We start from the raw sequence: 14,419 nt of genomic DNA on the forward strand, positions 1-14,419 counted from the left end.
CCGGATCGGAACGGGGCCATGCAGGTCAACTCGAATCAGTTGAACAAGCCGTAGAAGAATAGACGGATGCTATCCCACATGCGGCGGAAGATACCACCCTCCTCGACAGCGTCCAGGGCGATCAGGTCGGCGCTGTGCACCACCTTGTCGTCCAGTTTCACTTCGACTTTACCGATCACGTCGCCCTTGGCGATTGGCGCGGTCAGTTGCGGGTTCATGGTCATGCTGGCAGCGAGCTTTTTCAGCTGGCCTTTCGGCAGGGTCATGGTCAGGTCTTCAGCCAGGCCGGCCTTGACTTGATTGGTGGTGCCTTTCCACACCGGGGCCTGAGCCAGTTCGGTGCCCTTCTGGTAGAAGGTCTGGGTTTCGAAGAAACGGAAACCGTAGGTCAGCAGCTTCTGGGTTTCAGCAGCGCGAGCCACTTCGCTGTTGGTGCCGAACACCACGGCGATCAGGCGCATGCCGTCACGTACAGCCGAGGACACCATGCAGTAGCCGGCTTCGTCGGTGTGACCGGTTTTCAGACCGTCAACGGTCTTGTCGCGCCACAGCAGCAGGTTGCGGTTAGGTTGCTTGATGCCGTTCCAGAAGAACTCTTTCTGCGAGTAGATCGCGTAGTGAGCCGGGTCTTCGTGGATGATCGCGCGAGCCAGGATCGCCATGTCGTGAGCCGACGAGTAGTGCTCAGGGTTCGGCAGACCGGTCGGGTTCATGAAGTGGGTGTTGGTCATGCCCAGATCGGCGACGGTCTTGTTCATCAGGTCGGCGAAGGCGTCTTCGCTGCCGGCGATGTGCTCGGAAACCGCGACGCTGGCGTCGTTGCCGGACTGGATAATGATGCCATGCAGCAGGTCGCTGACAGTCACTTGCGAGCCGACTTTGATGAACATCCGCGAACCGCCGGTGCGCCAGGCGTTTTCGCTGATGGTCACTGGATCGTTTTCACCGATCTGGCCACGACGGATTTCCAGCGTAGCGATGTACGCGGTCATCAGTTTGGTCAGGCTGGCCGGTGGCAGACGCTGGTCACCGTTGTTCTCCACCAGCACGTTGCCGCTGCTGGCGTCCATGAGCACGTAGGCTTTTGCGGCCAGTTGAGGTGGCGACGGCATCATCTCGGCCGCGAAGGCGGCTGGCGAGAGGAGCAGCGGGACTAGCAGACACAGGCGTTTGGCAAAGGTGGTGATGTTCATCCGTCTCTCGAAATCGCTAATGGAAACTGCCCTTGCGGGCAAAATTAATCAGATGGCTTTCTAACGGGCCATCGCGTGTTCAGTTGCTCACTCCAGTCACCCTTTGCCGGGCTTTTGTTCTTCGACGAGCCAACAACCTGGTCCACCCCCCAATCGCTGGTGAACCGTCAATCAAGTGCTACGTATTACTTACTCGGTGACCACGCTTGGCGAACCGAGATTGGCCGAGCGCACGCTGTTCTGTACCTGGGCAATTTCACCCGGCGAACCGATCGGTCCCAGGCGTACCCGGTGCAGGGTCTGCTGATTGCGCACGATCGAGCTGATGAACACCGGAGCGCTCACCATCCCGCTGAGCTTCGACCTCAGGAGTTCTGCAGCGTCCGGGTTGGCGAACGCGCCCACCTGCAGATACTGGCCAGACGCTGGTGCAGAAGCGTTTTTTTTTGCGCTGATCTGTACAGGTACAGTGTCAGAGGCATGTTGTTGCGGCGGTGGAGTCCACTGCTCGATGGTACCGGCCGAAGCCGTGATCACCGGCGCAGTATTCTGCGCGACTTGCGGCTCGTTGAGCATCAAAGGCGCCGGACGGCCCTTGGCGGCCCACCATTGTTGCGGGTCGATACCCTCGACCTTGACTCGCGCGGTGCCGATTTCGGCATAACCGAGCTTTTTCGCCGCAGCGTAGGACAGGTCGATGATCCGGTCCGAATAGAACGGTCCACGGTCGTTGACCCGCAGGATCACGCTCCTGTTGTTGTCCAGGTTGGTCACCCGAACGTAACTCGGCAGCGGTAATGTCTTGTGGGCGGCACTCATGCCGTACAGGTCATAGACTTCGCCGTTGGCGGTGTTCTGACCGTGGAACTTGGTGCCGTACCAGGACGCTGTGCCCGAAGCCACGTAGGTCTTGGATTCCTGCAACGGGAAGTAGGTCTTGCCCAGCACGGTGTACGGGTTGGCCTTGTACGGGCCGGTGTGCAGGGTCGGCGTGGCGTCCGGGATGCGCGACACATCGACGTCCCACCACGGCGCGCCATCTTTGTGGGCCCGGTTGATATCCAGGCCCGGCTGCGCGCGAACAGCAGTGGACGAAGTCTTCTGGCTCGGCGCACGGCTGGTCGAGCAACTGGCGACCAACACTGCCAACGCAGCAAATGCCACCAGCTTCAGGGGTTTGTTGATAGGCAATGCCTGCATTACTTGACGCCCCGTGCTTTTACCAGCTCTTCAGACAGTTGATGTACAGCCATGGCGTACATCACGCTGCGGTTATAACGCGTGATCGCGTAGAAATTCTTCAGGCCCATCCAGTATTCCGGGCCGTTGTCGCCTTCCAGGCGAAATGCAGTAACCGGCATATCATCGCGCAGCGCATCATGACTTGACCAGCCCAGCGCTCGCAACTCCCCGACGGTTTTCGTCGGTTCGATCCCGGTGGTCAAACCCTCATCCACCTGCTCGCCGCGCACATCGGCCCGACTGACCACCGGCTCGCCGGCCACCCAGCCGTGACGCTTGAAGTAGCTGGCGACGCTGCCGATCGCATCATCCGGGTTGTTCCAGATATTGATGTGGCCGTCGCCGTCGAAATCCACCGCGTAGGCGCGAAAGCTGCTCGGCATGAACTGCGGCAAGCCCATCGCCCCGGCGTAGGACCCCTTGAGGGTCAGCGGGTCGACCTGCTCTTCACGCGCCAGCAGCAGGAACTCACGCAGTTCCTTGCGGAAAAATTCGGCACGGGGAGGATAGTCGAATCCCAGCGTGGACAAGGCATCGATCACCCGGTAATTACCGGTATTACGTCCGAAAAAGGTCTCAACGCCGATGATCGACACGATCACTTGGGCCGGAACGCCGTATTCCTGCTCGGCGCGGGCCAGCACGGCCTCGTGCTGGCGCCAGAAGTCCACACCCCGGGCGATGCGCGCGTCGGTGAGGAACATCGGCCGGTATTCTTTCCACTGCTTGACCCGTTCGGCGGGTTTGGAAATCGCGTCGAGAATCGCCTGCTTGCGCTGCGCCTCGCGGAACACCGCCATCAGCTGTTCGCCGGCGAAACCATAGTCGCGGGTCATTTCACCGACGAATTCGGCCACCTGGGGCGAGCCTTCGTAATCGCCGGCCAGCGCTTCCTGCGCGCTGCCAAGGATGCCTACCAGGCCGAGCCACGGTGCGTATCGTGTCGCCCAGTCACGCATTACTTGCATTGAACTCTTCACCTTATTCAAACCTGTGCGATCCATTTGCGATGCGTATGGATCGACATCAAAACCCCAAACGCTGACAGCAGTGTCACCAGCGAAGTTCCGCCGTAGCTAATGAACGGCAACGGCACCCCCACCACCGGCAACAGGCCACTGACCATACCGATGTTGACGAAAACATAAACAAAAAACGTCATGGTCAAGGCGCCGGCGAGCAGTTTGCCGAACAGCGTCTGGGCCTGGGCGGTAATCACCAGGCCGCGACCGATCAGCAAGAGATAGATCAGCAGTAGCGCGCAAATCCCCACCAGGCCGAACTCTTCGCCGAGTACAGCGATGATGAAGTCGGTGTGGCTTTCCGGCAGGAAGTCCAGGTGCGACTGAGTGCCCAGCAGCCAGCCCTTGCCGAACACGCCGCCGGAACCGATGGCGGCCTTCGACTGAATGATGTTCCAGCCGGTGCCCAACGGATCGCTTTCCGGGTCAAGGAAGGTCAGGATCCGTTGCTTCTGGTAGTCGTGCATGATGAAGAACCACATGGCGATCGCCACGGGTACGGCGGCGGCCAGCACGCTGAGGATCCAGCGCCAGCGCAACCCGCCCATGAACAGCACGAACGCGCCGCCGGCCAGAATCAGCAGCGAAGTGCCCAGATCCGGTTGACGCACGATCAGAATGAACGGCACGCCAATCAGCATCAGGCTGATCCCGACGTGCTTGAGCTGCGGCGGCAGCGTGCGTTTGGACAGGTACCAGGCGATGGTCGCCGGCATCAGGATCTTCATGAATTCCGACGGCTGGAAGCGGATCACCCCGGGAATGTTGATCCAGCGGGTCGCACCCATGGCGTTGTGGCCCATGATGTCCACCACCATCAGCAGCACCACCCCGACCACATAGCCGAGCGGCACCCAACGGGCCATGAACCGTGGTTCGAACTGGGCGATGACGATCATCGACACCAGACCGATGCCGAACGATGTGGCCTGTTTGGCCAGCAGGTCCCAGCTCTTGCCGCTCGCCGAATACAGCACGAACAGGCTGCCGGCCGCGAGGATCAACAGCAGAACCAACAACGGGCCATCGATATGCAGGCGTTGCAACAGCGTCGCCCGGCGACGCATCACATCCTCGCTGGAGAGCATGCGATCGAAATTATTCTTCACGGGCCGTAGCCTCCGCACTGATAGGGCTGGCGTATTCGGCCTTCAAGCGTCCGTCCTGATCCAGCAGCCAGGCGTCCATCACCTGACGCACAACCGGCGCGGCGACGCCGGAACCGGACTCACCGTTCTCGACCATCACCGACACCACGATTTTCGGGTTGTCGGCCGGTGCAAACCCCACGAACAAGGCGTGGTCGCGGTGGCGTTCCTGCACTTTGGAGCGGTCGTACTTCTCGCCTTGCTTGATCGCGACCACCTGGGCGGTACCCGATTTGCCGGCGATCCGGTATTGCGAGCCGATAGCCGCTTTGCGCGCGGTGCCCCGGGCGCCGTGCATCACCTGCTGCATGCCGTGATTGACCTTGTTCCAGTCCGACGGATCGCGCAGGACGATGTCCGGCATCGGATTTTCATCCTTGGGCCTCTCGCCTTCGACGGTCTTGGCCAGGTGCGGGCGGTTCCACACACCCTTGTTGGCCACCAGCGCAGTGGCCTGGGCCAGTTGCAACGGGGTCGATTGCATGTAGCCCTGGCCGATCCCGAGAATCAGGGTCTCGCCCGGGAACCACGCCTGACGACGGGTCGCACGTTTCCACTCGCGGGACGGCATCAGGCCTGGGGATTCTTCGAACATGTCCAGCGAGACCTTCTGGCCGATGCCGAACTTGTTCATGTACGCCGACAACCGATCGATGCCGAGCTTGTGCGCCAGGTCATAGAAGTAGGTGTCGTTGGACCGCATGATCGCTGTGTCGAGGTCGACGAAGCCGTCCCCCGTGCGATTCCAGTTGCGGTATTTGTGATCGTAGTTGGGCAGCATGTAGTAACCCGGGTCGAACACGCGGCTCGACGCCGTCACCACGCCCGCGTCAAGACCGGCAATCGCTACCGCCGGCTTGATCGTCGAGCCCGGCGGGTACAGACCGCGCAGTACGCGGTTGAACAGCGGCCGGTCGATGGAATCGCGCAGCTCGGCGTAAGCCTTGAAGCTGATGCCGGTGACGAACAGGTTCGGGTCGAAGCTCGGCTGACTGACCATCGCCAGTACTTCGCCGGTGCTCGGATCCAGCGCCACCACGGCACCGCGTCGCCCGCCCAGCGCGGCTTCGGCGGCTTCCTGCAATTTGATGTCGAGGCTCAGGACGATGTCCTTGCCCGGCACCGGATCAGTGCGCTTGAGCACGCGCAGCACGCGACCCCGAGCGTTGGTCTCGACCTCTTCGTAACCCACCTGACCGTGCAGTTCGGCTTCGTAGAAACGTTCGATGCCGGTCTTGCCGATGTGATGGGTACCGCTGTAATTGACCGGATCGAGGGTCTTCAGCTCTTTCTCGTTGATCCGCCCCATGTAACCCACCGAGTGCGCAAAATGCGCGCCCTGCGGGTAGTGACGCACCAGTTGCGCGACCACTTCCACGCCCGGCAGGCGGAACTGGTTCACCGCGACGCGGGCGATCTGCTCTTCGGTCAGCTCGAACAGGATCGGCACCGGCTCGAACGGCCGGCGCCCCTGACGCATGCGTTTCTCGAAGATCACCCGGTCTTCCGGCGTCAGCTCCAGCACCTCGACGATCACATCGAGCACTTGCTGCCAGTCGCCGGAGCGCTCGCGGGTCATGCTCAGGCTGAAGCTCGGGCGGTTGTCCGCCACCACCACGCCGTTACGGTCGAAGATCAACCCGCGGGTTGGCGGAATCGGCTGGACATGCACCCGATTGTTTTCCGACAGGGTCGAGTGATACTCGTACTGGATGACCTGCAGGAAATACAGCCGGGCAATCAGCACGCAGATCAGCAACACCACCGCAATGGCCCCGAACACGACGCGGCTACGCACCAGACGGGCGTCTTTTTCGTGGTCCTTGATGCGGATCGGCTGGGACATGAGGGCAGGGTTACTTGTGGTAAGGGTGGCCGGACAACACGGTCCAGGCACGATACAACTGCTCGCCGATGAGGATGCGCACCAACGGGTGCGGCAGCGTCAACGGCGACAACGACCAGCGCTGATCCGCGCGGGCACAGACTTCCGGCGCCAGCCCTTCCGGGCCGCCGACCATGAAATTGACCGTGCGCGAATCCAGCCGCCAACGGTCGAGTTCGACCGCCAGTTGCTCGGTGCTCCAGGGCTTGCCGTGCACTTCGAGGGTGACGATCCGCTCGTTCTGCCCGACCTTGGCCAGCATGGCTTCGCCTTCCTGACGGATGAAGCGTGCCACGTCGGCATTCTTGCCACGGGTATTGAGCGGTATTTCCACCAGTTCCAGCGCCAGCTCGGACGGAAGACGCTTGGCGTATTCATGCCAGCCTTCTTCCACCCATTTGGGCATGCGTGAACCGACGGCGATCAGTCGCAGTCGCACAGCGCGTCCCTTACAGCTGGTCTTTGTTGAGCTTGGTGAAATGCTCGTGGGTGTTTTCCGGGCTGTGGTGCTTGGCGTCCGCCGCACGGCTTTGCTCGGCACCGGCCCACAGGCGCTCCAGGTCGTAGAACTGACGAGCCGAGGCGGTCATCATGTGCACGATCACCAGGTCCAGGTCCAGCAGCACCCAGTCGCTGTCGCCCTTGCCTTCTTCGCCCAGCGGCTTGGCGCCCTGCTTTTTCACTTCTTCGCGAACCTTGTCCAGCATCGCGTTGATCTGGCGGTTGGACGTACCGGTGGCGATGATCATGTAGTCAGTGATGCTCTGCTTGTCGCGCACATCGATGATCTGGATGTCCTGGGCCTTGACGTCTTCCAGGGCGGCCACGGCAATCTTGACCAGTTCGTCGCCTTTCAGCGGCTCGTTGGTGTTGACCGGCTCTGGCAGCGGAGCGCTCTTGAACGTGCCTTTGCGCTTTACTTTGGTTTGGTCTTTGTCAGTCATATAAAACTCGTTTTGCTCATGTATTCGGCGTCTCGTCCCACGATGATCGTGTTACTTGAGCACGCCTTGTTCAGTTCGACGCACGATACAGACCGTGCGCATCGATGTAGGCCAGGACCGCGTCGGGCACCAGGAAACGTACCGACTTACCGCTGGCCAGCAGTTGACGGATCTGGGTGGCGGAGACCGCGAGCGGTGTCTGCCAGACGAATGCAATCTGTCCGCTCGGCCCTTTCAGGGCCAGCGGGTCGCTCACCGAACGCGCTGCCAGCAGGTTGCGCAAGGCATCCGGCGGTTCGCTGTCGGCGTCCGGGCGCTGTAGCACCAGGATGTGGCAATGCTGGAGCAACTCTTCCCAGCGGTGCCAAGTGGGCAGGCCGCAAAATGCGTCCCAGCCCAAAAGCAGAAAAACCTGGGTCTCGGCGGCCATTTCGGCACGCAGCGACTCCAGGGTATCGATGGTCCAGGACGGTTTGTCCCGCTGCAATTCGCGGGCGTCCACCACCAGCGGCGGCACTCCGGCCACCGCACATTCAACCATTGCCAGCCGATCCTGCGCCGACACCTGCGGGGTATCGCGATGCGGCGGCCGGGCGCTGGGCATCATGCGCAGCTCATCGAGGGCCAGCGCTTCGGCGACTTCCAGCGCGCCACGCAAATGACCGACATGCACCGGATCGAACGTTCCGCCCAGAACGCCAATGCGCCGGGGGCGAGACTTTCTGCCGGATTTCGGCGCTTTCAGGTCGAGGTCGGACAAGTCAGACCGTCGCCTGGCCGCGCAACTGGCCATCACCGACCACGATGTACTTCTCGCAGGTCAGTCCTTCGAGGCCCACCGGGCCACGGGCGTGCAGCTTATCAGTAGAAATGCCGATCTCGGCACCCAATCCGTATTCGAATCCATCGGCGAAGCAGGTCGGGGTGTTGATCATCACCGACGCCGAGTCGACCTGAGCCACGAACTGGCGGGTGTCGGCGAGGTTTTCGCTGACGATCGAATCGGTGTGATGGGAGCCGTAATGGTTGATATGTTCGATGGCCTGGTCCAGACCGTCGACCACACGGATCGACAGAATCGGCGCCAGATACTCGGTGCCCCAGTCTTCTTCGTTGGCCGGCACCGCATCGATGATCGCCCGGGTGCGCTCGCAACCACGCAGCTCGACGCCTTTTTCGCGGAACTGGGCAGCCATCGACGGCAGGAAATCCTTCGCAACACTTTGATCGACCAGCAAGGTCTCCATCGCGCCGCAGATGCCATAGCGATAGGTCTTGGCATTGAAGGCGATGCGCTGGGCTTTCGGCAGGTCGGCGTGTTCGCTGACATAGACGTGACAGATGCCGTCCAGGTGCTTGATCACCGGCACCCGCGCGTCACGGCTGATGCGCTCGATCAGGCCACGGCCACCGCGCGGCACGATCACATCGACGTACTCGGGCATGGTGATCAAGGCGCCAACGGCGGCGCGGTCGGTGGTTTCCACCACTTGCACCACGGCGGCAGGCAGTTCGGCTTCGGCCAGGCCGCGCTGGATGCAGGCGGCAATCGCACGGTTGGAATGAATCGCCTCGGAACCGCCACGCAGGATCGTCGCGTTACCGGACTTCAGGCACAGGCTCGCGGCATCAATGGTCACGTTCGGACGGGACTCGTAGATGATCCCGATCACGCCCAGCGGCACGCGCATCTTGCCCACCTGAATGCCCGACGGACGGAAGCTCATGTCGCGGATCGCACCGACCGGGTCCGGCAAGGCCGCCACCTGACGCAGACCGACGATCATCCCGTCGATACGCGCCGGGGTCAGTTCCAGACGTTCCAGCAGTGCAGGCTCCAGGCCGTTGGCGCGACCGGCGGCCAGATCCTGTTCATTGGCTGCCGCAAGCTCGGCGCGGGCGGCGTCCAAGGCATTGGCGGCAGCCAGCAGGGCGCGGTTTTTCTGCGCGGTGCTGGCACGGCCGATGACCCGGGAAGCTTCGCGGGCGGCGCGACCCAATCGGGTCATGTAGTCAAGAACGGACTCAGTCATGGTCTGCTGGGGTCTTGGCAAAGAGGAAAGCGGCAGATTATAGCTGTCGCGTCCCGGGACTAACAGCGGTGACGGGCGGATGGTCGAAATGGACGGCGATTTGCCGATGTTCAGCCGTAATTAAGGCTCGGATTGTTATCATCACGACCTCTTTCGCCTGGATAAACACCGTTTGCCATGTCCAATCTGACCGTTCGTGCCCACGCCGAGCGCCTGCCGATGGGCCTTCCGGACGCTTTTTTCGACCGTGACGCCCAGACGCTTGCCCGGGACCTGCTCGGCAAAGTCATTCGTCACCGGGTCGGCGACCTGTGGCTCAGCGCCCGGATCATCGAAACCGAAGCGTATTACTGCGAAGAAAAAGGCAGCCATGCCTCCCTCGGCTACACGGAAAAGCGTAAGGCTTTGTTTCTGGATGGCGGCCACATCTATATGTACTACGCCCGTGGCGGCGATTCGTTGAACTTCAGTGCACAGGGACCCGGCAATGCGGTGCTGATCAAATCGGCCTATCCATGGGTCGATGAAATCAGCGGCCCGGCCAGTCTGGCGCAGATGCTGCTGAACAACCCCGATGCACAGGGCCGCCCGCGACCGTCGCAAAAGCTCTGCGCTGGGCAGACCCTGCTGTGCAAGGCCCTGGGGCTGAAAGTGCCGGTGTGGGATGCCAAGCGTTTCGATCACGACATACTGCTGGTGGAAGACACCGGCCCCGCGCCAGGCCACATCATTCAGACCACCCGCCTGGGCATCCCCCATGGGCGTGACGAGCATTTGATGTATCGCTTCGTTGATGCGGCCTACGCCCAGTGGTGCACCCGGAACCCGCTGCGCCGGGGTCAGGTCGAAGGACGCGATTATTTTCTGCTGTGAATTTCCCCTCTGCGGTACGCCGGTCAGGGACATCAATGAAATGGAGTGTGTTGTATGGGCCCATGGCTCGATAGCGTGACCGGGTGGCTGGCCGCCAATCCGCAGTGGCTGGCCGCTGCGGTGTTCCTCGTGGCCTTCGTCGAGTGCCTGGCGATTGCCGGGCTGATTGTTCCCGGCACCGTGTTGCTGTTTGCCGTGGCAGTGCTGGCCGGCAGCGGTGCGCTGTCGTTGAGCGAAACCCTGTTGCTGGGTTTCCTCGGCGGGATTCTCGGCGACGTGATTTCGTACTTCCTGGGCCGCCACTTCCACCAGAACATCCGGCGCCTGCCGGGCTTGCGCCATCACCCGGAATGGATGGCCGGCGCAGAGACCTATTTCCAGCGCTACGGTATCGCCAGCCTGCTGGTCGGGCGTTTCATCGGCCCATTGCGACCGATGTTGCCGATGGTCGCCGGGATGTGCGACATGCCCTTCCCGCGCTTCGCGGCCGTGAGCCTGCTGGCGGCGGCGGGCTGGAGCATCGCGTACCTGCTGCCGGGCTGGGCCACCGGGGCGGCGATTCGTCTGCCATTGCCGGAAGGCTTCTGGCTGCAGGCCGGGATCGTCGCCGCCAGCATTGCGGTGATGGTCGGCCTGAGTGCCAACAGCAGCCTGCGCCGCCATCGTAGGGCAACAATCTGGATCAGCAGCATGAGCCTGTTGATTCTGATCGGTCTGTTCATCGGTTACCCGTACCTGACTGCGCTCGATCAGGGCGTCATGACCCTCGTACAGGAACACCGCAACGCGGTGCTCGACGAGGTCGCGGTGGTCTTTACCCTGATCGGCGAGTTCCGCAACATGCTGGTGTTCAGCATTTTGCTGACCGGCCTGTTGCTGCTGTGCCGCCAGTGGCGTCAGGCAATCTTCGCCGGCAGTACCCTGCTCGTCACCGCGCTGGCCAACACCGGGACCAAACTGTTTTTCGCCCGGGTACGCCCGGAGGTGCTGACCGACCCGTTGACCAGCTACAGCATGCCCAGCGGCCATGCGTCCGGATCGTTCGCGCTGTTCCTGACCCTGGCCGTGCTGGCCGGACGCGGGCAACCGCCAAGAATGCGATTGACCTGGCTGCTGGTCGGCTGCATTCCGGCACTGGCGATTGCCTTGTCACGGGTGTACCTAGGGGCACACTGGCCAACCGATGTGCTGGCCGGTGCAATGCTTGCCGCCTGTGTCTGCGCCGCGAGCCTGTGGCTGATTCAGCGCCGTTCGCCCCTTGAAGCGATGCCGCAGAAAGTCTGGTGGCTGGTGCTGCCGGCACTGGTCGCCTTGTTCGGTTTTTTCGTGTTGCGGCATTTGCCGCATACATTGTTGCGATATTCGTACTAGGCGACGGCAGACAGCGCCGAAGGCTGGGGCCTCAAGACGAACGACGCTGACACGGGATTGTAGGCATTGTGCTCGGGGTCGTTCGGATTCCTGTCGAGGAAGTGCTTGAGACCGCCCTTTGTTTCGTGCTGAAACAGCCCCAACTTCTTCTCGACACTGAACAACGCCACAGGGGCCGGATTGGAGGGCAGGTCGCCAAAGGACTTCAGCTTTCCCTCGTAGGTTTCCAGTTCGAAGTAGCTGCCGATATTCTTCGATGTTTCAGACATGGAGCTGGACACCGAACGCAATTACGAGACGACCCTTTCACTGCCGAGCGGCAAGGACTGGTTCGCCAACGACATCGTCTGGCCCGAATAACCTGAACGCGTCTTAAGCGAACAACTCGCCCTGCAATTCATCGAGCAGCGCCTGGATCGCATCCAGTCGCTGCTGTGGGTCGTCGAGTTGCAGCAGGTCGATCTTGTCTTCCTCGGCGAACGGCAGCAGATACGCCAACTGATTGGCCAGTGATTGCTGCCCGGCCGCTTCGATGCCCATGTTCAGCGCCTCGACCATCGGGTGCTCGGCCAGGGCCTTGAGCAGCGCCACCAGATCAGCGTCTTCATCCTGCAAGGGTTGCTCGGGTTCGTCGTCCAGCCACTCGACTTCGGCGACGATCAGTTGATCGCGTTGCACTTCGGTGCACTGCACGATGAACCGGCGCCCGCCCTGCACCCGGATGCCCAGCAGTCCATTGTCCTGCTGCTGGAAATCGGTGATGCGCGCTTCGCAGCCGACCATGGCAAAACCTTCGGGGGCGGCGCCGACTTCGCTGCCTTCAAGGATGCACACCACGCCGAACCCACCGCCCTGTTTCATGCAGCGGCCGATCATGTCCAGGTAGCGTGCTTCGAAGATCTGCAGATCCAGATTGCAGCCGGGAAACAGCACCGTGTTCAGCGGAAAAAGCGGCAGACTCATAGACATTTCCTTACACCACCATCGACACCGCCAACGGCAGGAACACCGCCGTGGCCACGCCCATCAGACTCATCGCCAGCGCCGCGAAGGCGCCGCACTCATCGCTTTCCTGCAACGCCACCGACGTACCGACCGCATGCGCCGTCATGCCCAGCGCCATGCCGCGCGCCTCCGGGCTGTGTACGCCGAGGCGGGTCAGCAGGGCCGGACCGAAGATCGCGCCGATCACCCCGGTGATCAACACGAACACCGCGGCCAGCGCCGCGACGCCACCGATCTGTTCGGCCACCAGCATGGCGATCGGCGAGGTCACCGACTTGGGCGCCATGGTCATCAGGATCATGTGATCGGCGCCGAACCACCAGCCCAGCGCCACGCCCATGCCCGTGGCGACCACCCCGCCTATCACCAGCGTAGTAAAAATCGGCCAGAACAATTGGCGGATGCGCCGCAGATTCAGATACAGCGGCACCGCCAGTGCCACGGTCGCCGGGCCCAGCAGAATGCTGAGGATCTCGGTGCTCTTGCGGTACTCGACATAAGTCAGGCCGCAACCCACCAGCACACCGATCACCAACAGCATGGAGACCAGCACCGGTTGCAGGAAAATCCAGCGGGTTTTCTCGAACGCCGCCAACACCAGTTGATAAGCCCCCAGGGTGATACCGATGCCGAACAGTGGATGGTGAATCACCGAAGCCCAGGCACCTTGCCAGTCGAACAGCATCAGGATTCCTCCGAATGCGGGGCGTGACGCTTGACCAGCCGTTGCATCAGCACACCGGCGAAGGCCATGGACAGAATCAGCGAGACCACCAGCGCACCGACGATGGCCCAGAAATCGGCGGCAATGGCCGTGGCGTAAACCATCACACCCACCGCCGGCGGCACCAGCAGCAACGGCAGATAACGCAACAGACTGCCGGCGGCGAGATTCAGCGGCTCGCCGACTTCACCGCGCACGATCAGGAACACCAGCAACAGCAAAAGACCGATGATCGGCCCCGGCAGCACCGGCAACAGCAAATGATTGAGGGCGGTGCCGAGCAATTGAAACAGCACCAGCATGGTCAGGCCGCGTAGCAACATCCGTCATCTCCGTCCGACATCCCGCCAAGCACGGGCCGGGCATTATAAGCACGCCAGCGCTATGGATCGGCATTCGCCAAAAGCATGGTCGGTTGACCTGAGCAAATCGTCATGATGATCTACAGTGGTTCGCAGGGCGGTCAAATCCCCCACCTGAAAAACTATAAAACCGATGAACCCAAGGAGAGTCTCAATGCCCTATGTTCCAGTTGCAGAGCTCAAAGATTATGTCGGCAAGGAACTCGGACGTTCCGAATGGCTCACTATCGATCAGGAGCGCATCAACCTGTTCGCCGAAGCCACCGGGGATTATCAGTTCATCCATGTCGACCCGGTCAAAGCCGCGCAAACGCCATTTGGCAGCACCATTGCACACGGTTTCCTGTCGTTGTCGCTGATCCCCAAACTGATGGAAGACATCCTGATCCTGCCGCAAGGCGTGAAGATGGTGGTCAACTACGGCCTGGACAGCGTGCGTTTCATCCAGCCGGTCAAGGTCAATTCCAAAGTCCGGCTCAAGGTCGACCTCGGTGAAGTGACCGAGAAGAAACCTGGCCAGTGGCTGCTCAAGGCCACCGCCACCCTAGAGATCGAAGGCTCGGACAAACCGGCCTACATCGCCGAACCGCTGTCGCTCTGCTTCGTCTGAGTGCCGG

General features: G+C 61.6%; 16 protein-coding genes. 3 read left to right on the forward strand and 13 right to left on the reverse strand.

What is annotated here, in order from left to right:
* Positions 1 to 35 precede the first annotated feature (35 nt).
* The 9 genes from AC1RME_RS24010 to AC1RME_RS24050 all read right to left on the reverse strand — a co-directional run bounded on the left by AC1RME_RS24010 (position 36) and on the right by AC1RME_RS24050 (position 9,467).
* Positions 36 to 1,193, reverse strand: a complete 1,158-nt coding sequence (locus AC1RME_RS24010) for a D-alanyl-D-alanine carboxypeptidase family protein (protein ID WP_096820787.1) — start codon at positions 1,191 to 1,193, stop codon at positions 36 to 38.
* A gap of 189 nt (positions 1,194 to 1,382) precedes the next feature.
* Positions 1,383 to 2,393, reverse strand: coding sequence for a septal ring lytic transglycosylase RlpA family protein (locus AC1RME_RS24015; RefSeq protein ID WP_096820786.1), 1,011 nt, complete (start codon positions 2,391 to 2,393; stop codon positions 1,383 to 1,385).
* Positions 2,393 to 3,403 carry a lytic murein transglycosylase B gene (gene mltB / locus AC1RME_RS24020; RefSeq protein ID WP_096820785.1) on the reverse strand — a complete coding sequence of 337 codons (1,011 nt, stop codon included), beginning with the start codon at positions 3,401 to 3,403 and terminating at the stop codon, positions 2,393 to 2,395. The genes AC1RME_RS24015 and mltB overlap by 1 nt, the downstream gene beginning before the upstream one ends.
* Before the next feature lie 17 nt (positions 3,404 to 3,420).
* Positions 3,421 to 4,524 carry a rod shape-determining protein RodA gene (gene rodA, locus AC1RME_RS24025; RefSeq protein ID WP_085712360.1) on the reverse strand — a complete coding sequence of 368 codons (1,104 nt, stop codon included), beginning with the start codon at positions 4,522 to 4,524 and terminating at the stop codon, positions 3,421 to 3,423.
* A gap of 31 nt (positions 4,525 to 4,555) precedes the next feature.
* Entirely contained in the window at positions 4,556 to 6,451 is a 1,896-nt protein-coding gene (mrdA, locus tag AC1RME_RS24030; protein ID WP_096820783.1) for a penicillin-binding protein 2, read from the reverse strand.
* 10 nt (positions 6,452 to 6,461) lie between these two features.
* Positions 6,462 to 6,929: a 23S rRNA (pseudouridine(1915)-N(3))-methyltransferase RlmH gene (gene rlmH, locus AC1RME_RS24035; RefSeq protein ID WP_009051038.1), complete on the reverse strand. Its 468-nt coding sequence runs from the start codon at positions 6,927 to 6,929 to the stop codon at positions 6,462 to 6,464.
* 10 nt (positions 6,930 to 6,939) lie between these two features.
* Complete coding sequence (gene rsfS, locus AC1RME_RS24040) at positions 6,940 to 7,434, reverse strand: ribosome silencing factor (protein ID WP_008087903.1); 495 nt, start codon at positions 7,432 to 7,434, stop codon at positions 6,940 to 6,942.
* A gap of 70 nt (positions 7,435 to 7,504) precedes the next feature.
* Positions 7,505 to 8,227 (reverse strand): nicotinate-nucleotide adenylyltransferase, encoded by a 723-nt coding sequence (gene nadD, locus AC1RME_RS24045; RefSeq protein WP_085732954.1) that lies wholly within the window; start codon positions 8,225 to 8,227, stop codon positions 7,505 to 7,507.
* Entirely contained in the window at positions 8,196 to 9,467 is a 1,272-nt protein-coding gene (locus AC1RME_RS24050; RefSeq protein ID WP_096820782.1) for a glutamate-5-semialdehyde dehydrogenase, read from the reverse strand. Before AC1RME_RS24050 ends, nadD begins: the two co-directional genes overlap by 32 nt.
* A 177-nt stretch (positions 9,468 to 9,644) precedes the next feature.
* Between AC1RME_RS24050 and AC1RME_RS24055 the strand changes: the two genes are divergently transcribed.
* Both AC1RME_RS24055 and AC1RME_RS24060 read left to right on the forward strand, forming a co-directional pair.
* Positions 9,645 to 10,340: a DNA-3-methyladenine glycosylase gene (locus AC1RME_RS24055; protein WP_102620853.1), complete on the forward strand. Its 696-nt coding sequence runs from the start codon at positions 9,645 to 9,647 to the stop codon at positions 10,338 to 10,340.
* Between the two features lie 54 nt (positions 10,341 to 10,394).
* A complete protein-coding gene (locus tag AC1RME_RS24060) occupies positions 10,395 to 11,711 on the forward strand; it encodes a bifunctional DedA family/phosphatase PAP2 family protein (protein WP_192559075.1) in 1,317 nt (438 codons plus the stop codon).
* Here AC1RME_RS24060 and AC1RME_RS24065 read toward each other — a convergent pair.
* The 4 genes from AC1RME_RS24065 to AC1RME_RS24080 form a co-directional block, all read right to left on the reverse strand.
* On the reverse strand, positions 11,708 to 11,980 hold the full coding sequence (locus AC1RME_RS24065; RefSeq protein WP_096820779.1) for a hypothetical protein: 273 nt from the start codon (positions 11,978 to 11,980) through the stop codon (positions 11,708 to 11,710). The genes AC1RME_RS24060 and AC1RME_RS24065 overlap by 4 nt on opposite strands.
* 103 nt (positions 11,981 to 12,083) lie before the next feature.
* Entirely contained in the window at positions 12,084 to 12,674 is a 591-nt protein-coding gene (locus AC1RME_RS24070) for an LON peptidase substrate-binding domain-containing protein (RefSeq protein ID WP_493091847.1), read from the reverse strand.
* 10 nt (positions 12,675 to 12,684) lie between these two features.
* On the reverse strand, positions 12,685 to 13,401 hold the full coding sequence (locus tag AC1RME_RS24075; RefSeq protein WP_096820777.1) for an LrgB family protein: 717 nt from the start codon (positions 13,399 to 13,401) through the stop codon (positions 12,685 to 12,687).
* Complete coding sequence (locus tag AC1RME_RS24080) at positions 13,401 to 13,763, reverse strand: CidA/LrgA family protein (protein ID WP_007958636.1); 363 nt, start codon at positions 13,761 to 13,763, stop codon at positions 13,401 to 13,403. Before AC1RME_RS24080 ends, AC1RME_RS24075 begins: the two co-directional genes overlap by 1 nt.
* Positions 13,764 to 13,956: 193 nt before the next feature.
* Between AC1RME_RS24080 and AC1RME_RS24085 the strand changes: the two genes are divergently transcribed.
* On the forward strand, positions 13,957 to 14,412 hold the full coding sequence (locus AC1RME_RS24085; protein WP_007909575.1) for a MaoC family dehydratase: 456 nt from the start codon (positions 13,957 to 13,959) through the stop codon (positions 14,410 to 14,412).
* Positions 14,413 to 14,419 lie beyond the last annotated feature (7 nt).

Source organism: Pseudomonas sp. GW822-FHT03F08 (assembly GCF_058801265.1).

Bases quoted from the DNA above. Each gene is read 5' to 3' on its own strand.
- AC1RME_RS24085 (WP_007909575.1), top strand. From the start codon at position 13,957: ATGCCCTATGTTCCAGTTGCAGAGCTCAAAGATTATGTCGGCAAGGAA.
- AC1RME_RS24075 (WP_096820777.1), bottom strand. From the start codon at position 13,401: ATGCTGTTCGACTGGCAAGGTGCCTGGGCTTCGGTGATTCACCATCCA.
- rsfS (WP_008087903.1), bottom strand. From the start codon at position 7,434: ATGACTGACAAAGACCAAACCAAAGTAAAGCGCAAAGGCACGTTCAAG.
- nadD (WP_085732954.1), bottom strand. From the start codon at position 8,227: ATGGCCAGTTGCGCGGCCAGGCGACGGTCTGACTTGTCCGACCTCGAC.
- AC1RME_RS24055 (WP_102620853.1), top strand. From the start codon at position 9,645: ATGTCCAATCTGACCGTTCGTGCCCACGCCGAGCGCCTGCCGATGGGC.
- AC1RME_RS24065 (WP_096820779.1), bottom strand. From the start codon at position 11,980: ATGTCTGAAACATCGAAGAATATCGGCAGCTACTTCGAACTGGAAACC.
- AC1RME_RS24070 (WP_493091847.1), bottom strand. From the start codon at position 12,674: ATGAGTCTGCCGCTTTTTCCGCTGAACACGGTGCTGTTTCCCGGCTGC.
- mrdA (WP_096820783.1), bottom strand. From the start codon at position 6,451: ATGTCCCAGCCGATCCGCATCAAGGACCACGAAAAAGACGCCCGTCTG.
- mltB (WP_096820785.1), bottom strand. From the start codon at position 3,403: ATGCAAGTAATGCGTGACTGGGCGACACGATACGCACCGTGGCTCGGC.
- rodA (WP_085712360.1), bottom strand. From the start codon at position 4,524: ATGCGTCGCCGGGCGACGCTGTTGCAACGCCTGCATATCGATGGCCCG.
- AC1RME_RS24050 (WP_096820782.1), bottom strand. From the start codon at position 9,467: ATGACTGAGTCCGTTCTTGACTACATGACCCGATTGGGTCGCGCCGCC.
- AC1RME_RS24080 (WP_007958636.1), bottom strand. From the start codon at position 13,763: ATGTTGCTACGCGGCCTGACCATGCTGGTGCTGTTTCAATTGCTCGGC.
- AC1RME_RS24015 (WP_096820786.1), bottom strand. From the start codon at position 2,393: ATGCAGGCATTGCCTATCAACAAACCCCTGAAGCTGGTGGCATTTGCT.
- AC1RME_RS24010 (WP_096820787.1), bottom strand. From the start codon at position 1,193: ATGAACATCACCACCTTTGCCAAACGCCTGTGTCTGCTAGTCCCGCTG.
- AC1RME_RS24060 (WP_192559075.1), top strand. From the start codon at position 10,395: ATGGGCCCATGGCTCGATAGCGTGACCGGGTGGCTGGCCGCCAATCCG.